The following is a 24,358-nucleotide window of genomic DNA, read 5'->3' on the forward strand; positions in this document are numbered from 1 at the left end:
TCTTATTAACGTTCTGCATTCAAAGATGCAACGTTGCCGAAATGGACATCGCCCGCGGAGACCTTTGTTTCAACGCCGTGGCAATCTGTAACGATGCAATTAAATTTTTCATCGAGTCCGGAAAAAATTCCTTTAATGACGCGGCTATTGCCCGTGATTGTAAGTTCTTCGCCCAAGTGGGCTGCATAGCCAAGCCACTTTTTCCGAATTATTTCGCGTCCATTGGGTGAGAGGTATAAGTCATAATTTTCTGCCCAAAATGTGCTGAGCAATTCAAAAACCTCGGCACTATTGGTTTTTACGCCCATATTTCCTACCGCTTCAGTTGCATAGGGAGCGTCCTTGTAAACATGGATTATATTGACCCCGATACCAACAACCACAGCGTATCGCGATTGGGGTAGGTGCTGGAGTTCAAGCAATATTCCCGATACTTTTGCATCTTTTAACAACATATCGTTAGGCCATTTCAGCGTTACGATATCACTTGCCACTCTATTATGTGCGAGAACATTTTTAACTGCTTCGGCTAAAGAAACACCCGCTACAAATCCGAGCTCGGCAGCGTTTTCCGGAGCTATATTGCGCGTAAGAAGCAAGCTCGCATATAAGTCGCCTTTAGGACTACTCCATTGGCGGCCTCTCCGGGCTCTACCCGCCGTCTGTTCATCGGAAACAATCCAAAGCCTATCTTCATCATCTTGTGCTTTAGCTAAAGCAACACGATTGGTGGAGTCCACACTCTCGTAGGACTCCACCTTATACTGATGTTCTTTAGCAATTCGAGAAAGAGAAAACTGCATCTTTCTTAAAAAAGCGATGCAGCTGCCTGCTCGGCCAGAGGTGAAAGATAGATGCCAAAGAAGATATAAAACAATACAAATATGCCGGTTATTGTGAGAACAAATTTAAGCTCGCTCGTTAATGGCAGGAAGCTCGCTTGTTGTGCATCATCAAACCACATGATTTTTATCACACGCAGATAGTAGAATGCACTGATTACCGAAGCGATCATACCGATAACAACGAGCGGTATCAATCCGGCATAAACAGCAGCGGAAAATGTATACCACTTAGCGAAAAATCCGGCCATAGGTGGAACACTTGCCAACGAGAACAACATAACTGTCATAACCGAAGCCATAAACGGGTTATTTTTTGCAAGCCCTGCAAGATCATATATGCTCTCTACATTTCCATCACGCGTGCGCATGCCGAGTATAAATGCAAAAGATCCCAAGATCATTGCAACATAAACCGTCATATAAAGGATAACGCCTTCAACGCCGAACGCTGTTCCAGCTGAAAGACCGACAAGTGCGTAGCCCATATGGCTGATTGACGAATAAGCCATCAGACGCTTGATATTAGCCTGCCCTATTGCAGCAAAAGCACCTAAAATCATGGAGGCAATCGACATGAACACCAGTATTTGTTGCCATGCGGACAATGCTCCATGTACACCGGAAAGCGGCATAAATGCTTCGACTATAACACGGATAATAAGTGCCATCGCTGCAACTTTCGGAGCACTTGCAAAAAACGCAGTGATGGGGGTTGGCGCCCCTTCATACACATCCGGTGTCCACATATGGAAAGGAACAACCGAAATCTTGAAGGCGAGTCCCGCAAGAACAAAAACTATGCCGAATATAACACCAAGCTGGGGTACTTGACCATTAAGAACAGTTGCAAGCTCGTGGAAACCGATCTGACCGGTGAAGCCGTAAATCAACGTGATACCGTATAGCAGCATACCTGACGACAAAGCACCAAGCACAAAATATTTTAAACCTGCCTCGGATGATTTGACATTATCGCGATTGAATGCGGCAAGCACATAAAGAGCAAGCGAATGGAGTTCCAACCCCATATAGAGTGTGAGCATGTTTCCGGCAGAAATCATGAACATCATACCGAGAACGGCAAAAAGCATGAGAATCGGATACTCGAATTTTGCGAGCTTGTCAGAGCGGGCAAACCCGACCGACATTATCAACGTGAATATTGCACCTGCCAACATAAGTACTTTCATGTAACGCGCAAAATCATCAATAATGAGAGCGTTGGTAGCAAATGCACTATCTTTTGGCGACAAAATAATCACGAATATCGTCGCAACCAAAAGTGCGACAGATAAGCCGGTGATCGTCACATAGGAACGTGTGCCAGAGTATACGCCAACCAAAAGCAGCACCAAAGCCCCCAAAGCAACGAGGAGTTCGGGAAATATCAGCGGCAATTGAGCCATTAAATCAGTATGCATGGACATTCGCCTCTTTAGTGCAGCTGGTTAACAAGCGCTTCTACAGCCGCCGCAGTCGTGTTGAGAATGGGCGTCGGATAGAAACCAAAAAATACGGTAAGAATAATCATCGGATAGAGAATGAATTTCTCCCGCGGCGATAAATCAAGAAGCGTCTTCAAGCTTTCTTTGTCGAGTTTTCCAAAGATAACACGACGATAGAGATAGAGAGCATAAGACGCCGACAAAATGACACCGGTCGTTGCAATGACCGCAACCCAACTATTGACCTGGAATACGCCGATCAAAGTCAGAAATTCACCGAGAAAACCGGATGTTCCGGGCAGTGCTATATTCGCCATTGTGAAGACCATGAAAGCGACGGCGTATTTTGGCATATTGTTGGCAAGGCCACCAAACGCAGCGATCTCTCTTGTGTGCATGCGGTCATAAATGACGCCAACGCACAGAAACAGTGCGGCAGATACGATGCCATGAGAAAGCATTTGATAAATGGCACCCTCGATACCTTGCTCGTTCGCAGCAAAAATACCCATCGTTACATAACCCATATGCGCAACCGAAGAATAAGCAATCAGCTTTTTCATATCTTCCTGAACAAGAGCAACGAGCGAGGTGTAGATAATTGCAATAAGCGAAAGCGTGAAAACAAATGGTGCCAAATCTGCAGAAGCAACCGGAAACATTGGCAACGAAAAACGTATAAAACCATAGCCGCCAAGTTTTAGAAGAATGCCTGCCAAAATAACCGATCCGGCAGTCGGTGCTTCAACGTGCGCATCCGGCAACCATGTATGAACCGGCCACATAGGTAGCTTCACAGCAAATGAAGCGAAGAATGCGAACCATAACCAGAATTGCATATGCGCAGGAAATTTATAGTGCAGAAGCGTTGGAATATCGAGTGTACCGGCTTGCCAATACATCACCATAATCGCAACCAGCATCAACACCGAACCGAGAAAGGTGTATAGAAAAAATTTCAAGCTTGCGTAAACGCGTCTAGGGCCGCCCCAAACACCGATGATAATGAACATCGGTATTAAGCTGCCTTCAAAGAAAACATAGAACAACACTGCGTCAAGTGCACAGAAGACACCTACAACGGCAACTTCAAGGAGCAGAAAAGCAATCATATAAGCTTTAAGGCGATCCTTGACTGTTTCCCAGCTTGCCAAAACACAGAACGGCATCAAGAAGCCCGACAGAACAACGAATAAAACCGAAATTCCGTCAACGCCCATATGATAGTTGATGCCGCCACCAAGCCAGCTGATCTTCTCTTCCATCTGGAAGCCAGAATTGCTGTTGTCGAAACCTGCCCAGATAATCAGGGACAATACAAATACGAACAGAGTCGTAAAAAGCGCCACATTACGAATATTGCGTTTTGCTGTTTCACCATCGTCCTTGATCAAAAGGATCAGAACAACGCCAACAAGCGGCAAAAATGTGACCGTAGAAAGAATAGGCCAGTCGGTCATCAATTTAAGCTCCCGATCATCATCCAGGTGATGAGCGCAGCGATACCGATCAGCATCGCAAATGCGTAATGATACAGATACCCAGTCTGCATACGAACCACCTTATTGGTTATGTCTACAACACGGGCCGCGACGCCATTCGGGCCAAGGCCGTCAATAATTTTTCCGTCACCGACCTTCCAGAAGAAACGACCGATTGCAAAAGCGGAACGGACAAACACTACGTTATAGAGTTCATCAAAGTACCATTTATTGAGTAGAAAACGGTAGAGGAAAGGAAACGCATTAGCCAACGCTTTCGGTATTGCGGTTGAAACAATGTAGAAGAGATAAGCCAATACGAAACCGACTACCATCACAATAAATGGAGACCATTTTACCCATGCCGGAACAGAGTGAACTGCATGCAGGATATGGTTTTCAGATCCTGTAAACAATGCTCCTTTCCAGAAAGCATCATAGAGTTCACCAGAGAAATACGGTTGGAATATTACACCCGCGAAAATTGCACCGATTGCCAAAATAATGAGCGGAACAATCATCACAGGTCCCGATTCATGCACGTGATGCATGATGTCGGCCGTTGCCCGCGGTTTTCCATGAAAAGTCATAAAAATCAAACGCCAAGAATAGAAACTGGTGAAGAGTGCTGCAATAACCAGAAGCCAGAAGGCATATCCACTCGCCACGTTATGCGATGCAAATGCAGCTTCGATAATACCATCTTTCGAGAAGAAACCGGCCGTACCGAAGACTGTGCCGGGAATACCCACACCCGTAAGTGCCAATGTCCCGATAACCATCATCCAGTAAGTTGTCGGAATATATTTCCTTAGCCCACCCATCTTGCGCATGTCCTGTTCGTCTGAGACCGCATGAATAACGGAACCTGCTCCGAGGAACAGCAGCGCCTTGAAAAATGCGTGTGTGAAGAGGTGGAATACACCGGCACTATATGCACCGACACCCAGAGCAACGAACATATATCCAAGTTGGGAGCATGTAGAATAGGCAATGACCTTCTTGATATCGTTTTGTACCAACCCGACAGTAGCAGCGAAAAATGCTGTTGTAGCTCCGATTATAACGATAAGTGTCTGTGTGGTGGGTGCAAGTTCGAAAATCGGCGACATACGGGATACCATAAAGATACCGGCTGTAACCATCGTTGCCGCGTGAATAAGTGCAGAAACGGGCGTCGGGCCTTCCATAGCGTCCGGCAACCACGTATGCAGGAAAAACTGGGCTGATTTAGCCATTGCACCGATAAACAGGAAAATACAAGCAACTGTTATCGCTGTATCGCCGTTCACCGGCCAACTCAGGAAAGTCATATGTTCGACGAAACTCGGATCGGCCGCTCTTGCAAAAATCGTGTTGAAATTAACTGATTTGAACAGGACAAAAATACTGAAGACACCGATAAGGAACCCGAAATCACCTACCCTGTTGACCACAAATGCCTTGATTGCCGCAGCACATGCAGAAGGCCGTTGGTACCAGAAGCCAATGAGCAGATATGACGCAAGGCCAACACCTTCCCACCCGAAGAACAACTGCACGAGGTTGTTCGAGGTTACAAGCATCAACATCATGAAGGTGAAAAACGACAGATAGGCAAAAAATCTTGGGCGAGAGGGATCGGAATGCATATATCCGATCGAATATATATGAACCAATGCCGATACTGAATTGACGACAATCAACATAACAGCTGTGAGAGCATCAATATGAAGTGCCCAGTCAAACTGCAATCCTCCGACCAAAATCCAATGAAAGATCGGTATATCAACAGTTTTACCTGTCCCCAAGGCTATATCGAAAAACGCTATCCATGACAAAATAGCGACGATAACCATAAAGGTGCAAGTAACGAGTTCGGCGGCGCGAGCACCCAACGTTTTTCCACCTAATCCGGCAATAAAAAAGCCCAGAATTGGTAGGAAGACAATAGCGTAAAACATAACGCGTCAGCCTTTCATCACGTTAACATCTTCAACCGCAATCGAACCGCGATTACGATAGAATACAACCAGAATAGCCAAGCCGATCGCGGCTTCCGCTGCGGCGACGGTTAACACAAAAAGCGCAAATACTTGCCCTACGAGGTCGTGTAAAACCGAAGAGAAGGCCACAAAATTCAAATTGACTGAAAGCAATATGAGCTCAATCGACATCAAAATAATAATGACGTTTTTTCTGTTCAGAAAAATGCCAAAGACACCAATTGTGAACAACAATGCAGAAACGGTCAGATAGTGAGCAATTTCAATGTGCATATTATTCTTCCCGTTAAATACCTTTACCAGATTCAACTTTTTTAATTTCGAGTGTATCTTCGGGCATCCGTGCAACTTGTTTTGCAATCGACTGCCTTTTTACGCCCGAGCGATGATGTAATGTCAAAACGATCGCTCCGATCATTGCCACGAGCAAAACGAGCCCGGCAAGCTGGAAGTAGAAAACGTAATCGGTATAGAGGATATCACCCAACGCCTGCGTATTTGTACGTTCCGCTAAACTCGGCATCGGCTCGGTTACGTGCTCGGCCAAGTTCGGTGAAAAATGCGAACTTGCAAAAACGACTATCAATTCGACAGCGATAATAATTCCGATCAAAGCGCCAATCGGTGCATATTTCAGCGCACCTCTTTTAAGCTCGGCGAAATCCACATCAAGCATCATTACGACGAACAAGAATAAAACAGCAACTGCACCCACATAAACAACCAGCAGAATTAGACCAAGAAATTCCGCACCGGTCAGGATAAACAACGCTGCCGCATTAAAAAATGCCAGAATTAAGAACAAGACCGAATGCACCGGATTACGCGCGGCAACGACCAGAACTGCGCTTGCCAGCATAATGAAAGCGAACAAATAAAAGAATGCCGCTGCTATACCTGTTAACATTGGTTTCCCCTAAGTTAAACCAAACACGTTGACGCAAAATATTTACGTCGATTTAAATTTTGTCGCGTCAATGAACGCAACTGCAAGATTTTTCCAAACTCACCGATAGGGTGCGTCCATAGCAATATTTCTTGCTATTTCGCGTTCCCAACGATCACCATTCGAAAGTAATTTTTCTTTGTCATAATAAAGCTCCTCCCGGGTTTCAGTCGCAAATTCGAAGTTCGGTCCTTCAACAATAGCTTCCACCGGACAAGCTTCCTGACAAAACCCGCAGTAAATACATTTTACCATATCAATATCGTAACGCACTGTTCGGCGTGTACCATCATTACGACGAGGACCAGCCTCGATAGTAATTGCCTGTGCCGGACAGATAGCCTCGCAAAGCTTACAAGCAATGCAACGCTCTTCACCGTTGGGATAACGGCGCAAAGCATGTTCGCCACGAAACCGTGGAGATACGACTCCCTTTTCGTAAGGATAGTTGATCGTCGGCTTCGGAGCGACGAACTGGCGCATGGAAAGCCAGAATGCACTCCAGAATTCTATCAGAAGAAGTGACTTGGCTGCTTGAAAAAGACCAGACATATTCCTCACCCTCAACTAAAACTTACGAATTTCAAATAGGCCGCCGTAATAACCACCATTGCCAATGAAATCGGAAGAAATACTTTCCATCCCAATCTCATCAACTGGTCGTAGCGATAACGGGGAACGAATGCTTTAACCATGGCGAACCAGAAGAAAACGAAGCAAACCTTCAATACAAACCAGATAATTCCCGGAACCCAATTGAGCCACCAAACATCAAGCGGAGGCAGCCAACCACCAAGGAAAAGAATTGTAGTCAATGCGCACATAAGGACGATTGCTACATATTCGCCAAGGAAGAACAGCATATAAGGCGTCGAGGAATATTCAATCATATGGCCGGCAACAAGTTCGGATTCTGCTTCAACCAGATCGAACGGTGGACGATTGGTCTCAGCCAAGGCAGAGATGAAGAAGATGATGAACATCGGAAACAGCGCCAACCAATTCCAATCAAGGAATGTATTGAACGGCAATCCGATATTTGTACCAAGGCCGGCTTTCTGACCATTGACAATAGTTGTCAGATCAAGTGAACCACTCACCAGAATGACGGTAACCAGAACGAAGCCTATCGAAACCTCATATGAAACCATCTGGGCAGTCGAACGCAAAGCGCCAAGAAAAGGATATTTCGAGTTGGAAGCCCACCCTCCCATGATAACGCCATAAACTTCAAGGGATGATATAGCCAAAATATACAATAGCCCGATGTTTAAACTTGCAACTGCCCAACCTTCACTGACCGGCACCACTGCCCAAGCAGACAATGCCAATGTTGAAGAAATAAAAGGTGCAAGCAAAAATACACCCTTATTTGCGCCTGCCGGGATAATTGGCTCCTTGACGACGAACTTGATCAAGTCTGCAAATGACTGGAACAGCCCCCAAGGCCCGACAACATTTGGACCCCGACGCAACTGGACTGCTGCCCAGATTTTTCTATCTGCATAAAGCAGATAGGCAATGATAATCAATAAAACCACCAAAAGTAGCAGCGCTTTGCCGACAATAATCAGCAGGGGAAGCAGCCAGGTCATAAAGAAATCACCCATTGTCTTTATTTTTCCTCTCTACTTTCATTCTGCCGCTTCTGTCAGTCGAGCTTTTGCTAGGGCTGAACACTCAGCCATTACCGCCGACGCGCGGGCAATAGGGTTAGTCAAATAAAAATCTTTTATCAAAGACGAAAAAGCTTGCTTGCCAAGTTTGACAGGATGCGAACCGAGCTTTTCTACCTCTTTGTAATCACCCGCTTTGATGGCGTTTATATTGGCCATATGCGGATAATTTTCGAACAGGTTTTTGCGTAAGTCAGCAAGTGAATCAAACGGCAACTTATGTTCCAGAACTTCTGATAAGGCTCTGATAATCGCCCAATCATCCTTGGCTTCGCCTGGTGCAAATGCAGCACGCGCAGTCATCTGCACACGGCCCTCGGTATTGACATAAATACCTGATTTTTCCGTATAGGCCGAAGCTGGCAAAATGACATCGGCGTTTTGCGCACCATTGTCACCATGGCTACCGATATAGATGACAAATCCTTTCTTTTGATCAAGATTTATCTCGTCTGCTCCAAGAAGGAATAACACCTCGGATGACTTGACGATATCTTCAGCGCCGAGATTGGATGAAAAGCCGATATCCAGCCCACCAACACGTGACGCTGCGGTTTGCAAAATACCCAAACCGTTCCATGTATCCGACAATGCTCCGACTTCGTCACAAAGCTTTGAGATCGCGTTCAATATTGCTTCGCCGTTTTGCCCCACCAATGCAGCTTGTCCGACTAGAATTAACGGTTTTTCAGCTTTTTTCAAAACTTCGAAAAACTCGTTCTTACCATCAAGCAATTGCGATAGCGTATCAGAGCCTGCACCAAGATAGGTGTAAGGATAACGCAAATCCAACTTGTCTCCGATAAGACCAATCGGGAAATTGCCTTGCCGTTCACGCTTGCGGATTCTCGCATTCATTACGGCCGCCTCAAATCGCGGATTGGAGCCAATGATCAACAATGCATCAGCATCTTCAATGCCGGCAATTGTCGGATTGAAAATATATGAAGAACGCCCCGTCACGCTTGAGGAAACACTTCCGTCCTGCCGACAATCAACGGCTGACGAACCTAGCGATTTCAACAGCAGTTTCAGTGCATACATCTCTTCGACGGTAGCAAAATCTCCTGCAACAGCACCGATCTTATCATGAGACGCAAAATCGATAGCCGATTTTATTGCCGAAAATGCCTCGCCCCAACTTGCCTCAACCAATTTTCCGCCTTTACGAACATAAGGCCGGTCAAGCCGCTGAGTACGCAAACCATCCCAAATAAAGCGGGTTTTATCCGAAATCCACTCCTCGTTAATATCATCGTTGACACGGGGCATAATACGCATGACTTCACGACCACGCGTATCTACACGAATGGCACTGCCCAATGCGTCCATTACATCAATCGTTTCCGTCTTTGTGAGTTCCCACGGACGGGCATGAAATGCGTAAGGGCGAGATGTCAATGCGCCGACAGGACAAAGATCAATGACATTGCCCTGCAATTCGGACGTCATTGCCTGTTGAAGATAGGTTGTAATCTCCGCGTCTTCACCACGTCCTATTAATCCGAGTTCGGATATACCGGCAACTTCTGTCGTAAAACGAACACATCTTGTACAGTGAATACAACGATTCATCACCGTTTTAACCAAAGGACCAATGTACTTGTTTTCGACGGCCCGCTTATCCTCTTTATAACGCGAAAAATCATGACCATAAGCCATGGCCTGATCTTGCAGGTCACATTCGCCACCCTGATCACAAATAGGACAATCAAGCGGGTGATTGATAAGGAGAAATTCCATAACTCCTTCACGAGCTTTTTTTACCATCGGTGTATTGGTAAACATTTCCGGTGGTTCGCCATTAGGACCCGGACGCAAATCGCGGACACCCATCGCGCAGGATGCTGTTGGCTTGGGCGGTCCCCCCTTCACTTCAACAAGGCACATGCGGCAATTGCCAGCGACCGAAAGACGTTCGTGAAAGCAGAACCGTGGAACCTCTGCGCCCGCTGCCTCTGCAGCCTGAAGAAGCGTATAGTGATCCGGTACTTCGATCTCTTTTCCGTTAATTTTGATCTTCGCCATTGTTATTCCAGTCCGCGGAAAAACCGCTTAACCTTAAAACTTCAATCCGTCTTTTATTCGGCTGCTTCCAAAGCAATATTCTTACTTTGAACAGCATTACGAGTATAATCATCAATGCGTTTTTCAATTTCCGGACGGAAATTTCTGATCAACGCTTGAACCGGCCAAGCCGCAGCATCGCCCAAAGCACAAATCGTATGTCCTTCAACATGTTTTGAAACATCGAACAAAAGGTCGATTTCACGCTTTTGTGCCCTGCCCTCAACCATACGTCCCAAAAGCCGCATCATCCAGCCGGTACCCTCACGGCACGGTGTGCATTGTCCGCAACTTTCATGTTTGAAGAATGCGGAAATACGCCAGATCGCCTTGATAATATCTGTTGATTTATCCATTACAATTGCACCACCGGTACCAAACGATGAACCTATGGCTTTCATGCCGTCAAAATCCATGATTGCTTCAGGCATTTTCTCGCCCGGAACAACGGGGCAGGATGCGCCACCCGGAATAACTGCCAAAAGATTATCCCAACCGCCGCGAATTCCGCCAGCGTGTTTTTCTATCAATTCGCGAAAGGTTAGTCCCAAGCTCTCTTCTACAACGCATGGCGTATTGACATGTCCGGAGAACATAAACAACTTCGTCCCGACATTGTTAGGCCTACCGAAAGAAGAGAACCACGACGCCCCGCGACGCAAAATCGTCGGCGAAACCGCAATTGATTCAACATTGTTCACCGTTGTGGGGCAGCCATAAACGCCCATATTGGCAGGAAAAGGTGGCTTCAGACGCGGTTGTCCTTTCTTACCTTCCAGACTTTCAAGAAGTGCCGTTTCTTCACCGCAAATGTAGGCACCTGCGCCATGGTGAACGATAATATCGCAAGCATGACCGTGTTTTGTTTTTTTACCGAGAAGCCCGGCATCATAGCATTCATCAATTGCTGCCTGTAAGGCCTCGCGTTCGCGGATATATTCACCGCGCACGTAAATAAACGCAGTATGCGCCCCCATAGCGAAGGTTGCAATTACGCATCCTTCAATCAAGGTATGAGGATCGTGACGCAATATTTCGCGATCCTTACAGGTACCGGGCTCTGACTCATCTGCGTTGACAACCAGATAGTGCGGACGCCCATCATCCTGTTTAGGCATGAACGACCATTTCATGCCTGTCGGAAAACCGGCACCACCTCTCCCACGCAAACCGGATGCTTTCATCTCGTTAATAATCCAGTCGCGTCCTTTTTCAAGGATGGCTTTTGTACCGTCCCAACAGCCACGAGACATCGCGCCTTTAAGAGACTTGTCCTTTAAACCGTATATATTGGTGAAGATGCGATCACTATCAGCCAGCATTTCTCACCTTTTTCCTTTGTTTCAATACGTTACTCAACTTTTTTAAACTGATTTATTAATAGTCTTCCTAATTCAATATCTCAGTTTAACCTCAAGCAATAACTCACTCGTCCGCTTTTTTTGCGGACGATTTCCTCTTTGTTGTTTTCTGGTCACCATCCAACAATGAAGTAAGTCCCGTAATCGGCTCGGATGTTTTTCGACCATTTTGCGGGCCAACCGGAATAGACGCACCCTTGCCTGCCTCGAATGCATCAATGATTTCTTCCAGACGTTCCGGTGTTAAATCTTCATAAGTATCCTTGAAGATCATAACCATAGGTGCATTTGCACAAGCACCCAAACATTCAACCTCTTCCCAGGAAAGCGTACCATCTTTGTTGGTTTCAAAAGGCGCTTCATTGATCTTGTTTTTACAAACTTTGATCAGTTCTCCGGCACCTCTCAACATGCAGGGTGTCGTTCCGCAAACTTGAACATGCGCCCTTGTACCAACAGGTTTGAGTTGGAACTGCGTATAGAACGTCACTATTTCTAAAACCCGAATATATGCCATTGAAAGCATATCCGCGACATATTCTATTGCTGCACGGGTCACCCACCCTTCTTGCTCCTGAGCGCGCATCAATAACGGGATGACAGCAGACCTCTGTCGTCCCTCAGGATATTTGGCAATAGTCTTCTCTGCCCATTTCAAGTTCTCTTTATTAAAGGAAAAAGAAGCAGGTTGGACGGCTTCATTGGCAAGACGGCGCACAGTCATCAGCGATCGACCTCCCCGAAAACAATATCAATAGAACCCAAGATTGCTGTAACATCCGCAAGCATATGTCCACGCGTTAAAAAATCCATCGCTTGCAAATGCGCATAACCAGGCGCACGTAATTTCACACGATAAGGCTTGTTTTTACCTTCCGAAACAAGGTACACGCCAAATTCACCTTTAGGTGCCTCTACTGCAGCATAGACCTCACCCGCGGGAACATGAAAACCTTCAGAATAAAGTTTGAAATGATGGATAAGAGACTCCATTGAACTTTTCATTGCCGCTCTTCTGGGCGGCGTAACTTTATGATCTTCTGCCAAAACCGGACCGTCTTTTTCAGTGCTTAACAAACGCTCTACACATTGACGCATTATACGTGCAGACTGGCGCATTTCTTCCATACGGATCAAATAACGATCATAACAATCGCCATTTTTCCCCACCGGAATATCAAAGTCCATTTCGTCATAGCATTCATAGGGTTGGCTCTTCCGCAAATCCCACGGAACCCCGGCACTCCGGACCATCACACCTGAAAATCCACGCACCCACGCATCTTCAATCTTGACTACACCGATGTCGACATTGCGTTGTTTAAAAATACGGTTTGGAGTAACAAGAGCATCAAGCTTATCCAAAGCGACTAGAAAGGGATCAATAAATTTTCCGATATCTTCAACCAGTTTTTCCGGCAAATCCTGATGCACCCCGCCGGGACGAAAATAATTCGCGTGCAACCTTGCTCCACAGGCGCGCTCATAAAAAATCATAAGTTTTTCGCGCTGCTCGAACCCCCAGAGCGGCGGAGTCAAAGCGCCTACATCCATAGCCTGCGTCGTGACATTCAATAAATGATTGAGAATACGACCGATTTCCGAAAAAAGTACGCGAATGAGCTGACCGCGCTTTGGAACTTCAATACCAAGCAATTTTTCGACTGCAAGCACAAACGCGTGCTCCTGATTCATTGGAGCAACATAATCCAACCGATCAAGATATGGTGTCGCTTGCAAATAGGTTTTTGTTTCCATAAGCTTTTCGGTGCCGCGATGGAGAAGCCCGATATGAGGATCGACGCGTTCGACTATTTCTCCATCAAGTTCCAGCACCATACGCAAAACACCGTGCGCAGCAGGATGTTGCGGACCAAAATTTATATTGAAATTACGGACATTGACCTCAGCCACGGCCTGCTCCTTTACCTTGCTGCAATTCAACAACTACCCTGTCTATTACAGTAATAGGTTTTCGACCAAAATCACGACTACTTATGCCCGGGAAACACGTCTGCAATTTCATTTTGCTCCTCTGGCCTTCTCGTCGCCCGGCAATACATAGTCTGTCCCTTCCCAAGGCGACATGAAATCAAAATTTCGCATTTCCTGACGAAGCACAACCGGCTCATAAATAACCCGTTTTAATTCATTATCATATCTACACTCGACAAAACCCGACGTCGGAAAATCCTTGCGTAAGGGGTGCCCTTCAAAGCCGTAATCCGTCAAAATACGACGCAAATCCGGATGGCCCGAAAACAAGATGCCATACATGTCGTAAGCTTCTCTCTCATACCATTCCGCCCCCGGATAAACACTGCACGCAGAAGGAACGGGAGTATCTTCGTCGGTGCGTACTTTTACGCGCAAACGTAAATTATGACGAGGAGACAATAAATGATAAACGACGTCGAAACGTTTTTCCCTCTCGGGAAAATCAACACCGCAAATGTCGACAAGACCGACAAACTGACAATGTGAATCGTCCTTAAGGAGGGAAAGGACATCAGTAATGGCGTCAAGTTTAGCTACAATGGTCAATTCATTATAAGCAAAAACAGACTCATCAATTACACTCTCCAACCGTTCTGCGAGATAAGACTGCAATTCCTTAAGCGCTTCACTATTCATCACTTGCTCTCCCCTCACCGTTCAATAGAACCGGTGCGACGTATCTTTTTTTGCAGCAATAAAACTCCATAAAGGAGAGCTTCTGCCGTTGGAGGACAACCAGGAATATAGATATCAACTGGCACTATACGGTCACATCCGCGTACAACAGAATACGAGTAATGATAATACCCTCCTCCATTGGCGCATGAGCCCATAGAAATAACGTAGCGAGGTTCCGGCATCTGGTCGTAAACCTTACGCAACGCCGGTGCCATTTTGTTTGTCAAGGTTCCTGCCACCATCATCACATCTGATTGGCGCGGTGAGGCGCGTGGAGCGTAACCAAAACGTTCATTATCATAATGCGGCATCGAGCATTGCATTAACTCGATCGCGCAACACGCAAGGCCAAAGCTCATCCACATCAACGAACCGGTACGTGCCCAGGTAACAAGTGCATCTACAGAGGTTACCAGAAAACCTTTATCCGAAAGTTCACCGCTGATATTATTGAAAAATTCGTCATCCGAACCGATCAATTTCCCCGTATTCGGGTCTATAATACCTTTTGGTTTGGGAGCAACCAGTGTCGAATTGTCATGAATCAATCCCATTCAAGTGCTCCTTTTTTCCACTCATAAATAAAGCCGACGGTCAATACGGCCAAAAACACCAACATAGAAACAAAACCGAACATACCGACCGCATCGATTGACACAGCCCAAGGAAATAGAAACGCAACTTCTAAGTCGAAAATAATAAACAGAATGGAAACCAGATAAAATCTAATATCAAACTTCATACGTGCGTCATCAAAGGAATTAAATCCGCACTCATATGCTGAAAGTTTTTCCGGATCGGGAGAACGATACGCCACGATATAAGGCATTATCAACAGTATACCGGCGATCAACGCCGACACGATTATAAAAATCAATACTGGCAAATAAGAACTTATCAGATCGGTCATGGTCCACTTCTGCCTTTAAAAGGTGCTGAACTAACACTACCGGAGTCTACCTGAAACGTAGCAAAACCGGCTTGTAAGTTAATCCCGCCCGTGCAGCTTAAAGGGCATGCCGTGCGATAAAATCTGCGTTAAGCGTTACCCCACCAAACGCTCTTACGCAATAGCAAACGCTATCATAAAATCGTAAGTTGTGCAAAATCCAGAACGAGTTTTACAAGCATAGGTTTGTATAACAGTGATCAATTCTGAAAAAAATAATTGAAAAACAATATATTGGGATATTTTTTACAGCGATTATTCCGCTCTAAAATTCAAACAATTCATCTTTTATTCATTCAGTCACGTTTTAGCGAACGATAATATTTACGTCACTTTTGGACCAAAATGGCACAAATTATACCACCATATGCCATTCGACATCAGGTTCACTATCAGGAGAGCCAAATACAAACTCATACCTATTAAAAGTTTAATCAAAAATCAGGGGGGAGCAATAAAGAATAAAACGAAGGCTTTGACTATCTAAACAAAAAGTCAAACATTAGCCATGATCAGCTAAAATAGCCATCTGAAAAATGGCGCGAGTGACGGGACTCGAACCCGCGACCTCCGGCGTGACAGGCCGGCGCTCTAACCAACTGAGCTACACCCGCGCACTTTTCAGTTCAGTCATTGTGACTGTGTGCGGTCGTTTAAGGTGTTCGCTTGCATCTGTCAAGCGACAAGCAGATAGTTTTTTCACAAAAATTGTTTTTTTCGCGAAAAACGTGGAAAAACAGCGTCGCCAAAAAAAATTAAGCAAAAAATCTATTTTAAGTGTCATCTTTCTCTTGCGTTTAGCAAAAGTTTTGCCTAAAGAGTGCGTCAGTTGTTACCAACCCACGGTAACGGCGGGCGATTAGCTCAGCTGGTAGAGCGCCTCGTTTACACCGAGGATGTCGGGAGTTCGAGTCTCTCATCGCCTACCATTCTCCATTTTCATCCTTTTACTAACTGGCTTATCAAATCTATTGAGCGCAGACGTTTGGAAAATTGTATCGTTTGTCGCACCTAATTGAATTCCTGCCCCCCCTCGTCATGTTGTAATGACTGTCGGTCTCTGGTGACTTTCCAACTCCTTAATGAAGGTAACTGATATAATAACAGCGAGGTCAACAGGATAACTTTTTCCGCATGTAAGCTGTTTCCACGTATCTCCATAGCATTTCAATACACGACGAAGTGGTGAATCATAACCTGACTGTCTCGCTATCAAAGGGGTACCGTTGCAGTTAATGCGCTCTGTCAGGACCATTCGTACTGTGATGCAGTAAGACTCAACAATTTTCCGGTTTTAACCAATTTAAAGGGTGAATTTTTACGAGTCGTTCGTAATGTCTCAAAAAAAAGCCATAAAATTTTTCAAAAGCTCTTTCCGAAGGGGAAGTTTTTCCTATCTGCATCAATATGGTGTTCATATTCGGAGAAGATTTTATGCAAGCCGTTCATCTCGTTGACGACCGAAATTCGGTCAAATTGCCTTTTATCTTTTTATTGATCTCTCTTTTTCTTCCAGTATTGGCAGGCTGCGGTTTCAATACAATTCCAACCAATGAGGAAAAAGCACATGCCGCTTGGAGTGAAGTATTAAATCAATATCAACGGCGGTCCGATCTGATTCCAAACCTTGTCGAAACCGTTAAGGGATATGCTCAACATGAACAGGCTGTGTTGACCGGCGTTGTAGAGGCGCGTGCGAAAGCAACGCAAACAAATATCAACGCCGATATGCTCAACAACCCCGAAGCTATGCAACAATTTATCAATAATCAGTCCAATCTGACGGGAGCATTGTCCCGCTTGATGGCTGTTGCTGAAAACTATCCTGATCTAAAAGCGAATCAGAATTTTCTTGCATTACAATCGCAGCTTGAGGGGACCGAGAATCGCATTGCGGTAGCAAGACGAGATTATATCGAAGCAGTGCGTGTCTATAACACAGCTCTCAAGACGATGCCGACTATGATATGGACGTGGTTATGGTATCGTGATGCAAAACCAATGCCCACATTTTCAATCGAAGAGGCCGCCGAAAAAGCCCCCAAGGTTGAGTTCAACAAATGATTCTTTTACCTAGGCCAGTTTTCATAAGGATAATTTTCTTCATAATATTGGCCTTTAGTTCTGTTTGGACTTTATCCAATGCCTCTTCAGGTGGCTTGAATTTCCCCGAACTATCGAATCGCATCGTCGACAATGCGCATTTACTTAGTCCTGAAACAAAAACATCTCTTGGTACCAAGCTAGCGTCACTTGAGCAAAAGACGGGTGACCAGATCGTTGTAGCCACTCTTCCTAGCCTTTACGGCTACGATATAGAAACTTATGCAAACGGCTTATTCAGACATTGGGCTTTGGGGCAAAAGCAAATAAACAACGGCGTACTATTGGTAGTAGCGCCGAATGAACGGGAAGTACGAATTGAAGTTGGATATGGACTGGAAGCGATACTTACAGACGCTCTGTCTTCAACTGTTATTAATGCGATAATCATACCAAATTTCAGGAATGGGAATTTTGATAGGGGAATAAGTGAAGGCGTCAACGCAATCGAAGACATTCTAACAGGGAGTAAAGCCGACTTTGATTCCCGGATAAAAGCTTACCAGCAAATCGAACAGGAGAAGATCGAGCAGCAGCAAAAACAGGATTTAATAGCCAATGCCATAACTTTCATTGTGTTTTTCATCTTTGTCGTACTTCCGATACTGGCTTCAATTTTCGGAACGAAAGTTGGCCCTGGACGCTATCGCTGGCTCGGTATCGTCTTTGTACTTTGGTTTCTCGGATCGGGTCGCGGTGGAGGATTCGGAGGAGGTTTCGGCGGGGGATCTGGCGGCTTCGATGGAGGATTCGGAGGCGGCGGTGGTTCGTCTGGCGGCGGAGGCGCATCAGGAAGATGGTAATATCAATGGATAAACAGGCTTTATCGGATGTGATTGAACGCGATAGAATCAGCGCTGCAATTCATTCTGCCGAAAAAACAACCAGCGGTGAAATTTTTGCTGTATTTACAAAAGGAAGCGACAGCTATTTTATTATTTCGTTTTTTATGTGGACTGTCTTTGTCTTTTTCTGTTCGATCATAGTTGCTTATTGTCTGCGTTTTTGGCGGTATGACATTCCGCTTCATTATTTCGCGTCAATTTTTCTTACCATACATCTTTTAGGCTTATTCTATCTGTCCATTATTCCGGCTTTAAGATTGGCAATAACTCCCGCTTCGATTAAAAATCGTATTTGTCACGAAAATGCTATGCGTCAATTTCTGGCGCAAAATATCAACCGGACAAAAAAACGTACCGGGATTCTCTTGTTTATTTCAGAAGCGGAACATTATGCCGAGGTTATAGCTGACACAAAGATTTCGGAAAAAGTACCACCGGAAACATGGAACGCGATCGTTAAAGGCATGATGGAAAAGGCACGAAATAGAGAACTTACCGAAGCTTTTTTGGAAGCGATAAAAAAGTCTGGTGAAATACTAACGTGCTATTTTCCGGAAAGCAGCCATATAGATAACGAATTGCCTGACCATATTGTTGAACTCTGATAACTCTTTATTTGTCTTTCAGATATTCGTTATTGTCCGTATGTTTGTTTCAAGATAGTTTGCTACGCTATCAAGCCTGTGCCCCCACTCCAATTTTATTCATTGTCATGGGCTTATTCTTTGCTCTCGGCTCTTATATCGTTATTCATAAAAAACACCAACTTTTTCATTAAATTTATAGATAGAATAAACCCGAATTTGGTAAACAGAGATCGCAGTGTCGGTACGAATTAATATTAAGCAGTTGTACGCCAACGGTTTGTTTTTTTGCCAACCGTAACACTAATTATGATATTGCACCTTCCTCGTCTAACCTCGTCCGTTGAAGCAACCAGGCTTCACATTTGTGGTATTCTATATTCCGATTTGCAAACCGGAAAAAACGCTTTACAGGAAAAACTGTTTGATCAATTCAGATATTTTTCTGTAACGTTAAAGAACACATTTAAACTTATGTATTTCTTGAATTTAAAATATATTCTATGGTATATTCTAAATTCTATTAATATTTCCAATAATATAAATTATATGAATTATTATTTACATTTTATTAAATTACCTTGTTATAATTAGAGAGTAAATTTAAAAATTAATAATTTTTAACATATTACAATTCACTCTATTGTCCTAATCCTTCAATCTCCGACTATCTAATTCCTTGATTTAAGTTTCATAGGCTAATAAATTATCGTGGAAAAATTTTTCGCGGCTGGATATGATGAACAATATAATCCGACAAAACCTAGATCACCATTTTTTACCGACAAAAGCTTCCCCGCCCGTAGAATGGGTCATAAGCGACGAGCTAGTTCTATATCCGTTTGCTCTCGAAGAAATGGAAAAGAGAATTGCCAGAATAGCTTCCGGAGACGCTCGTGAACGAATTTGGTTATTGGAGCACCCGCCTGTATACACGGCCGGTACAAGCGCCAAAAAAAGTGATCTTTTAACACCTGACCGGTTTCCGGTTTATCAAACCGGACGTGGGGGAGAATTTACCTATCATGGACCAGGACAACGTGTAATTTATGTCATGCTTGACCTGAAACGTCGCAAAGAAGATGTCCGTGCTTTTATAGGGGCGTTGGAAGAATGGATCATCCAAACTCTGGCCGAATTCAATATCAAAGGTGAACGTCGGGAAGATCGCGTGGGCGTGTGGGTTGTGCGTCCCGACCGGCCGTCGACAATTAAAAACGAGCCGGCGGAAGACAAGATTGCGGCAATAGGAATACGTTTGCGCAAGTGGGTAAGTTTTCATGGGATTGCGTTAAACGTTGAACCGAATTTGTCACATTATGCTGGAATTGTTCCTTGCGGGATATCGGATCATGGTGTGACTAGTTTTGTTGATCTTGGTCTGCCCGTCACCATGGCAGATGTTGACATTGTCCTGAGACAAACGTTTGAAAGAATATTTGGCGCCACAATTTCTGTAAAACCTTAGGTTGCAACAAAATGATCTGCGAGAATACAGACCAGAAGAAATTTTATATCACGGCAATTATTGCCACGCTTTTATTTTATTTTCCTCTCATACTAAGTAATTATTATTATAGAGATGATTTTGAAAGGCTTGTTAGTCAAACTCCGGGATGGAGCGAATATGGACGACCATTTGCTGACGTTTTGGCATTCTTTCTTTCTGCTGATTGGCAATGGATGCCGGATTCATCCCCCTTTTTTCTTATCATTGCGTTATGTTTAACTATCGTATCAGCGTGTCTATGTTTAAAGATCCGTTCAATTCCGTTTAACGCGGTAACTGCGGCTCTGCTCGTCGCATATATCTTCAATCCATTTCTACTCGCTGCATATCTTTATCGTTTTGATTGTGTGATAATGGCGATGGGATTGACATGCAGTTTGTTGGGATGGGCCTACTACAAAAATTCAAAAATAAAATCTGCGATATTTTGCTTCATTTCTATGGGATTTTACCAATCCTATATCAATATGTTTATTATTCTTGTTTTAGTAGAAACACTATTTGATATTTACCGTGGTAGAAAAATCAGCATTGCAATTAGATATTTCATAAAGTCAGTTATCTTTGCTGCATTAATCACGGTTTTCTTTTATTTTTTTGATAAAATATTTATCGATGAATATGCTGCGGTGAAGGGCCAATTTATCTTTCAAAGTTCGAAAGGTGCAGCTCACTACATTGCAGTGACGACTGAAAATGTTTTTTCACGTTATTTCGGCTTTTTGTCAACAACCGGTAAAATATTGTATGGCATAGCTATTTGCGTCGGTTTTGCACAAATTCAACTTCACTTTTATCGCGATACGCACTTCGATAAACCGGTTTTGAGAGCGGCAATCTGCTCGATCGCTTATTTATTCATGCTACCCATTTCGCTTGGTGTGTTGTATGGAATCGTAGGTGACAGCGGCATCCCACCGAGGGTTATGCCCCAATCTATCTTCTTTTCTGTTTGCGTTCTTTTTCTTCTCATTCAATTTGTCACGCGTTTACAAAAGCTAGAAAATCAAGGGGGTACTCTTACTTTTGCAAATACAAAAGCAACTTGGGGAATAATCGGCTTTTTCCTGCTATTTCCGCTTGTTTTTAGCTATATTTTGAATAGCGCAGTCAGGATTCAAAATGATTTGAACCGTTATTACTTATACCGTATCGCTACATCTTTAGAATCGTTTCCTCCCGAGAAGCCCATTTACATTCTGGGCGGATTGGGAACATCTTCTTACATAAAAGATACTGCCGAAAGAATGCGCCTTATTGCGGTGATGATACCTCATGGTAGTGACTGGCTCTTATCATCGCAATTAAAAGAATTCGGATATAACAACATAAAAATGATATCTAATACGCGGCTCGCCGCTCAACTGGTTACGGAATTATGTAACCAAAATCGGCTGCCTGATATCAACACTATGAATTATCGAATATTCGACCTGGACGAATTTCTTTTTATTTCGCTTGGACGCAAAAATATGTGCCTAAGCGATTATAATGAAAATACCGGGGATGATACCCAATGACCCGACGCTTGGATGTGAATGAAGTTGTTTTGGACATTTATAAGAATCACAGGTCGTTTGTGCTGTTTTTATGTTCCGGATCAATCGCATTCTGGATCGATTTTTTTACTCTTTGGATATTACAGACATCTGGTCTAAATCTATGGATTGCCAGAGCGTGCGCATTTATTGTTGCAGCTACTTTCACTTGGATATTCAACAGTCGTATATCATTTCGAGGTCGGGAAGCGCGTTTCAAAAATCTGAAAGGTTGGGGAAGTTATATGGGGCTTGCAGCCATCGGCGGTGTGCTCAATTACTGCGCGAGCATGACTGTGTTAAAAAGCTCCGGCAATGTTACGCCATTGACTTTATTCCTGGCTATTGCGGCCGGATCGTTAGCAGGACTTTTCGCCAATTATTTTTTAAACCATTTTGTATTTTTTAAAAAAGCATGAAATAGGCTGATATTTCTATTTGAATTATTCAACAAAAACAGCGTTATATTTTCTCATGATCTCCAAAAGATCATCCGATAATAATAATTCAAGTTCTTTTTGCCGTTCAGTTGTCATATGAGCCAGACGATACCGGCTATCTTTATAAAAATTGCTTTCCGAAACTTCGTTATTAACCGGGTGTGTCATTATCTCGATAGTCACATTGCGATCTGACGTTTTGCTTGATATCAACGCCAACCCCTTATCAATATCATCCAAAGCGAGGTTGCAACTCGCAGTCGCTCCTAAAAAAAAGTCCGAAGTGGGCACCTGATAGCGACTCACTAAAACTCTCGTATCTTTTGCCCAAAAAGCCAATAATTGCCGGCGCAAATTTCCTTTGATATTATCGACAATATTTGACCGCCTCTTATATCCAAGTTCCAATGGTGTGCGGATGTAGGAAACCGGATATTTTTTTAAAAGCTCTTCGATCACTGGTCTTAATGGCGGCAATATGTGGATATGAAGATGACCGTCGAGCCTTATTTGCCTATCACTAAAACAGTTATTGACGAATTCAATTTGCTGGCAAAATTCTTTGAATATCCATTCTTGTAACAACTTTTTCTTAGAAGAAAAATAAAGTTTTTTTATCAATTGCCCCAGTGACAAACAAAAAAAGCCATCTTCACTGGTCAATCCGAACGCACTCCCTCCTTCTGAAAGAGATCGACCCTCAAGAAGGTTGAGATGTGTATTGATAAACTTGCAACCTGTTTTATCTAAAGCTTCGTAGCTTGATTGGTCTTCACCGCCGGCAAGAACACTGGTGCCCTGTAGCCGACCTTTTTCTAGTGCTGTAACGATTGCGCTCGAGCAGCCGCGATCAACAGCAAAGTCGTCCGCATTAAACAAGCAGAAAAGTGTCATTTTCGCGCTTTCCTGTTCTTGGAATCTTCTCCGCCTCCCAGATTTATTTTTTGACTGATCAGAAAACGCGGACGACTTTTTACTTCATAAAAAATTTGACGGATATATGCCGACAAAACACATAAGCAAGAGAGCACCGCAACACCGGTAATCAAAATGACAAGGATCAAAGTTGAAAAACCACTGACCGATTTCCCGATAATTTTAGAGATGACAGCGTCACCACCAACAACTAAAGAAAATAACACAAACAAGAAAGTCATAAACCAGATGAAAACAAGAGGCTTTGCTGAAAAACCCGTTAGCGAATCTATGGCTAAACGCAGTTTTTTCCAAAATGACCAACCGCTTTTCCCAATTTCACGATTTTTAGGAACAAAAGAAACACTTACCTGCTTGAAACCGAGCCATTGCACAACACCTCGATAAAAGAAAAGCTTTTCCGGTAGTGATTTCAGTGCATCTGCTACTTTTCGGTCAAGCAAAATAAAATCACTCGTTCCGCCAATATCATTTTCGGTTATCCAGTGAAAAATTTTATAAAAGCTTGCCGCTGCCAAGCGATCCAAACACGATTCTTGTTGTCTCTTCTCTTTCACAGCCGAAACAATTTCGGCCCCCTCTTCCCACAATTCAAGCATTTTGGACATCAACTCCGGTGGATGCTGCAAATCACAGTCAATCGTTATGACAACGTCACTATCTGCCAAAGAAAGGCCAGCTGCGATTGCCGATTCCTTGCCAAAGTTTTTTGCAAGCCGAATACCCTGAATTCGGAATTTTTCAGGAATAATTTGTTGTAAGTCCGACCAGCTTGTGTCCTTAGACCCGTCGTCGACAAGTATAATCGTCAAATCATATTCAAGTTTAGAAAATACTCGTGCGACTTCGTCGACAAAAATCGCAATTCCTTTTCCTTCATTATAAACCGGACTAATTACTGTGACTGTTGTCATCTTTGCATTCCGCAAACAAACCCCTTGATGTAGATCTTTTACATGATTTTATTTTAA

The 24,358-nt window shown here is 43.9% G+C and carries 22 protein-coding genes, 2 tRNA genes and 1 pseudogene; 7 read left to right on the forward strand and 18 right to left on the reverse strand.

Translation table 11 applies throughout. The features are described from left to right. Window positions 1-5: 5 nt before the first annotated feature. The 16 genes from H3V12_RS03160 to H3V12_RS03235 all read right to left on the reverse strand — a co-directional run bounded on the left by H3V12_RS03160 (window position 6) and on the right by H3V12_RS03235 (window position 16,045). Window positions 6-803, reverse strand: coding sequence for a biotin--[acetyl-CoA-carboxylase] ligase (locus H3V12_RS03160; RefSeq protein ID WP_198212749.1), 798 nt, complete (start codon window positions 801-803; stop codon window positions 6-8). A gap of 5 nt (window positions 804-808) precedes the next feature. Beyond that, complete coding sequence (gene nuoN, locus H3V12_RS03165) at window positions 809-2,266, reverse strand: NADH-quinone oxidoreductase subunit NuoN (protein ID WP_075870693.1); 1,458 nt, start codon at window positions 2,264-2,266, stop codon at window positions 809-811. Between the two features lie 14 nt (window positions 2,267-2,280). Then, on the reverse strand, window positions 2,281-3,750 hold the full coding sequence (locus H3V12_RS03170) for an NADH-quinone oxidoreductase subunit M (RefSeq protein ID WP_075870694.1): 1,470 nt from the start codon (window positions 3,748-3,750) through the stop codon (window positions 2,281-2,283). Further along, window positions 3,750-5,714 carry an NADH-quinone oxidoreductase subunit L gene (gene nuoL, locus H3V12_RS03175; protein ID WP_075870695.1) on the reverse strand — a complete coding sequence of 655 codons (1,965 nt, stop codon included), beginning with the start codon at window positions 5,712-5,714 and terminating at the stop codon, window positions 3,750-3,752. The genes H3V12_RS03170 and nuoL overlap by 1 nt, the downstream gene beginning before the upstream one ends. A gap of 6 nt (window positions 5,715-5,720) precedes the next feature. Then, complete coding sequence (gene nuoK / locus H3V12_RS03180) at window positions 5,721-6,029, reverse strand: NADH-quinone oxidoreductase subunit NuoK (protein WP_075870696.1); 309 nt, start codon at window positions 6,027-6,029, stop codon at window positions 5,721-5,723. Window positions 6,030-6,042: 13 nt separating this feature from the next. After that, window positions 6,043-6,663, reverse strand: a complete 621-nt coding sequence (locus tag H3V12_RS03185; protein WP_075870697.1) for an NADH-quinone oxidoreductase subunit J — start codon at window positions 6,661-6,663, stop codon at window positions 6,043-6,045. A 99-nt stretch (window positions 6,664-6,762) separates the two neighbouring features. Then, entirely contained in the window at window positions 6,763-7,254 is a 492-nt protein-coding gene (gene nuoI, locus H3V12_RS03190; RefSeq protein ID WP_075870698.1) for an NADH-quinone oxidoreductase subunit NuoI, read from the reverse strand. 11 nt (window positions 7,255-7,265) lie between these two features. After that, complete coding sequence (gene nuoH, locus H3V12_RS03195; RefSeq protein ID WP_075870699.1) at window positions 7,266-8,312, reverse strand: NADH-quinone oxidoreductase subunit NuoH; 1,047 nt, start codon at window positions 8,310-8,312, stop codon at window positions 7,266-7,268. Between the two features lie 24 nt (window positions 8,313-8,336). Continuing rightward, entirely contained in the window at window positions 8,337-10,406 is a 2,070-nt protein-coding gene (nuoG, locus tag H3V12_RS03200; protein WP_198212751.1) for an NADH-quinone oxidoreductase subunit NuoG, read from the reverse strand. A 53-nt stretch (window positions 10,407-10,459) separates the two neighbouring features. Further along, window positions 10,460-11,767: an NADH-quinone oxidoreductase subunit NuoF gene (gene nuoF / locus H3V12_RS03205; protein WP_075870701.1), complete on the reverse strand. Its 1,308-nt coding sequence runs from the start codon at window positions 11,765-11,767 to the stop codon at window positions 10,460-10,462. A gap of 103 nt (window positions 11,768-11,870) precedes the next feature. Further along, entirely contained in the window at window positions 11,871-12,530 is a 660-nt protein-coding gene (gene nuoE / locus H3V12_RS03210; RefSeq protein ID WP_198212753.1) for an NADH-quinone oxidoreductase subunit NuoE, read from the reverse strand. Continuing rightward, window positions 12,530-13,720: an NADH-quinone oxidoreductase subunit D gene (locus tag H3V12_RS03215; protein WP_198212755.1), complete on the reverse strand. Its 1,191-nt coding sequence runs from the start codon at window positions 13,718-13,720 to the stop codon at window positions 12,530-12,532. The genes nuoE and H3V12_RS03215 overlap by 1 nt, the downstream gene beginning before the upstream one ends. Window positions 13,721-13,828: 108 nt before the next feature. Continuing rightward, entirely contained in the window at window positions 13,829-14,440 is a 612-nt protein-coding gene (locus tag H3V12_RS03220; protein WP_198213764.1) for an NADH-quinone oxidoreductase subunit C, read from the reverse strand. Between the two features lie 14 nt (window positions 14,441-14,454). After that, window positions 14,455-15,036, reverse strand: coding sequence for an NADH-quinone oxidoreductase subunit B (locus H3V12_RS03225; protein ID WP_075870705.1), 582 nt, complete (start codon window positions 15,034-15,036; stop codon window positions 14,455-14,457). Continuing rightward, the gene (locus H3V12_RS03230) at window positions 15,027-15,392 is read right to left on the reverse strand and encodes an NADH-quinone oxidoreductase subunit A (protein ID WP_198212757.1); all 366 of its coding nucleotides are present in this window, start codon (window positions 15,390-15,392) and stop codon (window positions 15,027-15,029) included. The genes H3V12_RS03225 and H3V12_RS03230 overlap by 10 nt, the downstream gene beginning before the upstream one ends. A gap of 576 nt (window positions 15,393-15,968) precedes the next feature. Further along, window positions 15,969-16,045: transfer RNA gene (locus H3V12_RS03235), tRNA-Asp, on the reverse strand. Window positions 16,046-16,284: 239 nt separating this feature from the next. On the opposite strand from H3V12_RS03235, the gene H3V12_RS03240 reads away from it, so the two are divergent. The 7 genes and pseudogenes from H3V12_RS03240 (at window position 16,285) to H3V12_RS03270 (ending at window position 22,430) form a co-directional block, all read left to right on the forward strand. Then, window positions 16,285-16,360, forward strand: a tRNA-Val gene (locus H3V12_RS03240). 505 nt (window positions 16,361-16,865) lie between these two features. Then, window positions 16,866-17,495 carry a LemA family protein gene (locus H3V12_RS03245; protein ID WP_075914602.1) on the forward strand — a complete coding sequence of 210 codons (630 nt, stop codon included), beginning with the start codon at window positions 16,866-16,868 and terminating at the stop codon, window positions 17,493-17,495. After that, window positions 17,492-18,337, forward strand: a complete 846-nt coding sequence (locus H3V12_RS03250; protein WP_198212759.1) for a TPM domain-containing protein — start codon at window positions 17,492-17,494, stop codon at window positions 18,335-18,337. The genes H3V12_RS03245 and H3V12_RS03250 overlap by 4 nt, the downstream gene beginning before the upstream one ends. After that, complete coding sequence (locus H3V12_RS03255) at window positions 18,331-18,984, forward strand: TPM domain-containing protein (RefSeq protein ID WP_198212761.1); 654 nt, start codon at window positions 18,331-18,333, stop codon at window positions 18,982-18,984. The genes H3V12_RS03250 and H3V12_RS03255 overlap by 7 nt, the downstream gene beginning before the upstream one ends. A gap of 772 nt (window positions 18,985-19,756) precedes the next feature. Continuing rightward, window positions 19,757-20,431: pseudogene (lipB, locus tag H3V12_RS03260) on the forward strand (lipoyl(octanoyl) transferase LipB); the annotation flags it as partial. Window positions 20,432-20,442: 11 nt separating this feature from the next. Next, on the forward strand, window positions 20,443-21,993 hold the full coding sequence (locus H3V12_RS03265; RefSeq protein WP_198212763.1) for a glucosyltransferase domain-containing protein: 1,551 nt from the start codon (window positions 20,443-20,445) through the stop codon (window positions 21,991-21,993). Next, window positions 21,990-22,430, forward strand: a complete 441-nt coding sequence (locus H3V12_RS03270) for a GtrA family protein (RefSeq protein ID WP_198212765.1) — start codon at window positions 21,990-21,992, stop codon at window positions 22,428-22,430. The genes H3V12_RS03265 and H3V12_RS03270 overlap by 4 nt, the downstream gene beginning before the upstream one ends. A gap of 24 nt (window positions 22,431-22,454) precedes the next feature. On the opposite strand, the gene H3V12_RS03275 is transcribed toward H3V12_RS03270, so the two are convergent. Beyond that, window positions 22,455-23,345: a ChbG/HpnK family deacetylase gene (locus H3V12_RS03275; protein WP_198212767.1), complete on the reverse strand. Its 891-nt coding sequence runs from the start codon at window positions 23,343-23,345 to the stop codon at window positions 22,455-22,457. After that, window positions 23,342-24,301 (reverse strand): glycosyltransferase family 2 protein, encoded by a 960-nt coding sequence (locus H3V12_RS03280; RefSeq protein ID WP_198212769.1) that lies wholly within the window; start codon window positions 24,299-24,301, stop codon window positions 23,342-23,344. Before H3V12_RS03280 ends, H3V12_RS03275 begins: the two co-directional genes overlap by 4 nt. Window positions 24,302-24,358 lie beyond the last annotated feature (57 nt).

It is taken from the genome of Bartonella sp. W8167, from assembly GCF_016100335.1.
Taxonomy (GTDB): Bacteria; Pseudomonadota; Alphaproteobacteria; order Rhizobiales; family Rhizobiaceae; genus Bartonella; species Bartonella apis.

Excerpts from the sequence above, each read along its gene's own strand:
- nuoE (WP_198212753.1), bottom strand. The coding sequence starts at position 12,530 with ATGACTGTGCGCCGTCTTGCCAATGAAGCCGTCCAACCTGCTTCTTTT.
- H3V12_RS03280 (WP_198212769.1), bottom strand. The coding sequence starts at position 24,301 with ATGACAACAGTCACAGTAATTAGTCCGGTTTATAATGAAGGAAAAGGA.
- H3V12_RS03230 (WP_198212757.1), bottom strand. The coding sequence starts at position 15,392 with ATGACCGATCTGATAAGTTCTTATTTGCCAGTATTGATTTTTATAATC.
- H3V12_RS03270 (WP_198212765.1), top strand. The coding sequence starts at position 21,990 with ATGACCCGACGCTTGGATGTGAATGAAGTTGTTTTGGACATTTATAAG.
- H3V12_RS03225 (WP_075870705.1), bottom strand. The coding sequence starts at position 15,036 with ATGGGATTGATTCATGACAATTCGACACTGGTTGCTCCCAAACCAAAA.
- nuoI (WP_075870698.1), bottom strand. The coding sequence starts at position 7,254 with ATGTCTGGTCTTTTTCAAGCAGCCAAGTCACTTCTTCTGATAGAATTC.
- H3V12_RS03255 (WP_198212761.1), top strand. The coding sequence starts at position 18,331 with ATGGTAATATCAATGGATAAACAGGCTTTATCGGATGTGATTGAACGC.
- H3V12_RS03170 (WP_075870694.1), bottom strand. The coding sequence starts at position 3,750 with ATGACCGACTGGCCTATTCTTTCTACGGTCACATTTTTGCCGCTTGTT.
- H3V12_RS03250 (WP_198212759.1), top strand. The coding sequence starts at position 17,492 with ATGATTCTTTTACCTAGGCCAGTTTTCATAAGGATAATTTTCTTCATA.
- nuoH (WP_075870699.1), bottom strand. The coding sequence starts at position 8,312 with ATGGGTGATTTCTTTATGACCTGGCTGCTTCCCCTGCTGATTATTGTC.
- nuoF (WP_075870701.1), bottom strand. The coding sequence starts at position 11,767 with ATGCTGGCTGATAGTGATCGCATCTTCACCAATATATACGGTTTAAAG.
- H3V12_RS03245 (WP_075914602.1), top strand. The coding sequence starts at position 16,866 with ATGCAAGCCGTTCATCTCGTTGACGACCGAAATTCGGTCAAATTGCCT.
- nuoL (WP_075870695.1), bottom strand. The coding sequence starts at position 5,714 with ATGTTTTACGCTATTGTCTTCCTACCAATTCTGGGCTTTTTTATTGCC.
- nuoN (WP_075870693.1), bottom strand. The coding sequence starts at position 2,266 with ATGCATACTGATTTAATGGCTCAATTGCCGCTGATATTTCCCGAACTC.
- nuoG (WP_198212751.1), bottom strand. The coding sequence starts at position 10,406 with ATGGCGAAGATCAAAATTAACGGAAAAGAGATCGAAGTACCGGATCAC.
- H3V12_RS03275 (WP_198212767.1), bottom strand. The coding sequence starts at position 23,345 with ATGACACTTTTCTGCTTGTTTAATGCGGACGACTTTGCTGTTGATCGC.
- H3V12_RS03160 (WP_198212749.1), bottom strand. The coding sequence starts at position 803 with ATGCAGTTTTCTCTTTCTCGAATTGCTAAAGAACATCAGTATAAGGTG.
- H3V12_RS03265 (WP_198212763.1), top strand. The coding sequence starts at position 20,443 with ATGATCTGCGAGAATACAGACCAGAAGAAATTTTATATCACGGCAATT.
- H3V12_RS03185 (WP_075870697.1), bottom strand. The coding sequence starts at position 6,663 with ATGTTAACAGGTATAGCAGCGGCATTCTTTTATTTGTTCGCTTTCATT.
- H3V12_RS03220 (WP_198213764.1), bottom strand. The coding sequence starts at position 14,440 with ATGAATAGTGAAGCGCTTAAGGAATTGCAGTCTTATCTCGCAGAACGG.
- nuoK (WP_075870696.1), bottom strand. The coding sequence starts at position 6,029 with ATGCACATTGAAATTGCTCACTATCTGACCGTTTCTGCATTGTTGTTC.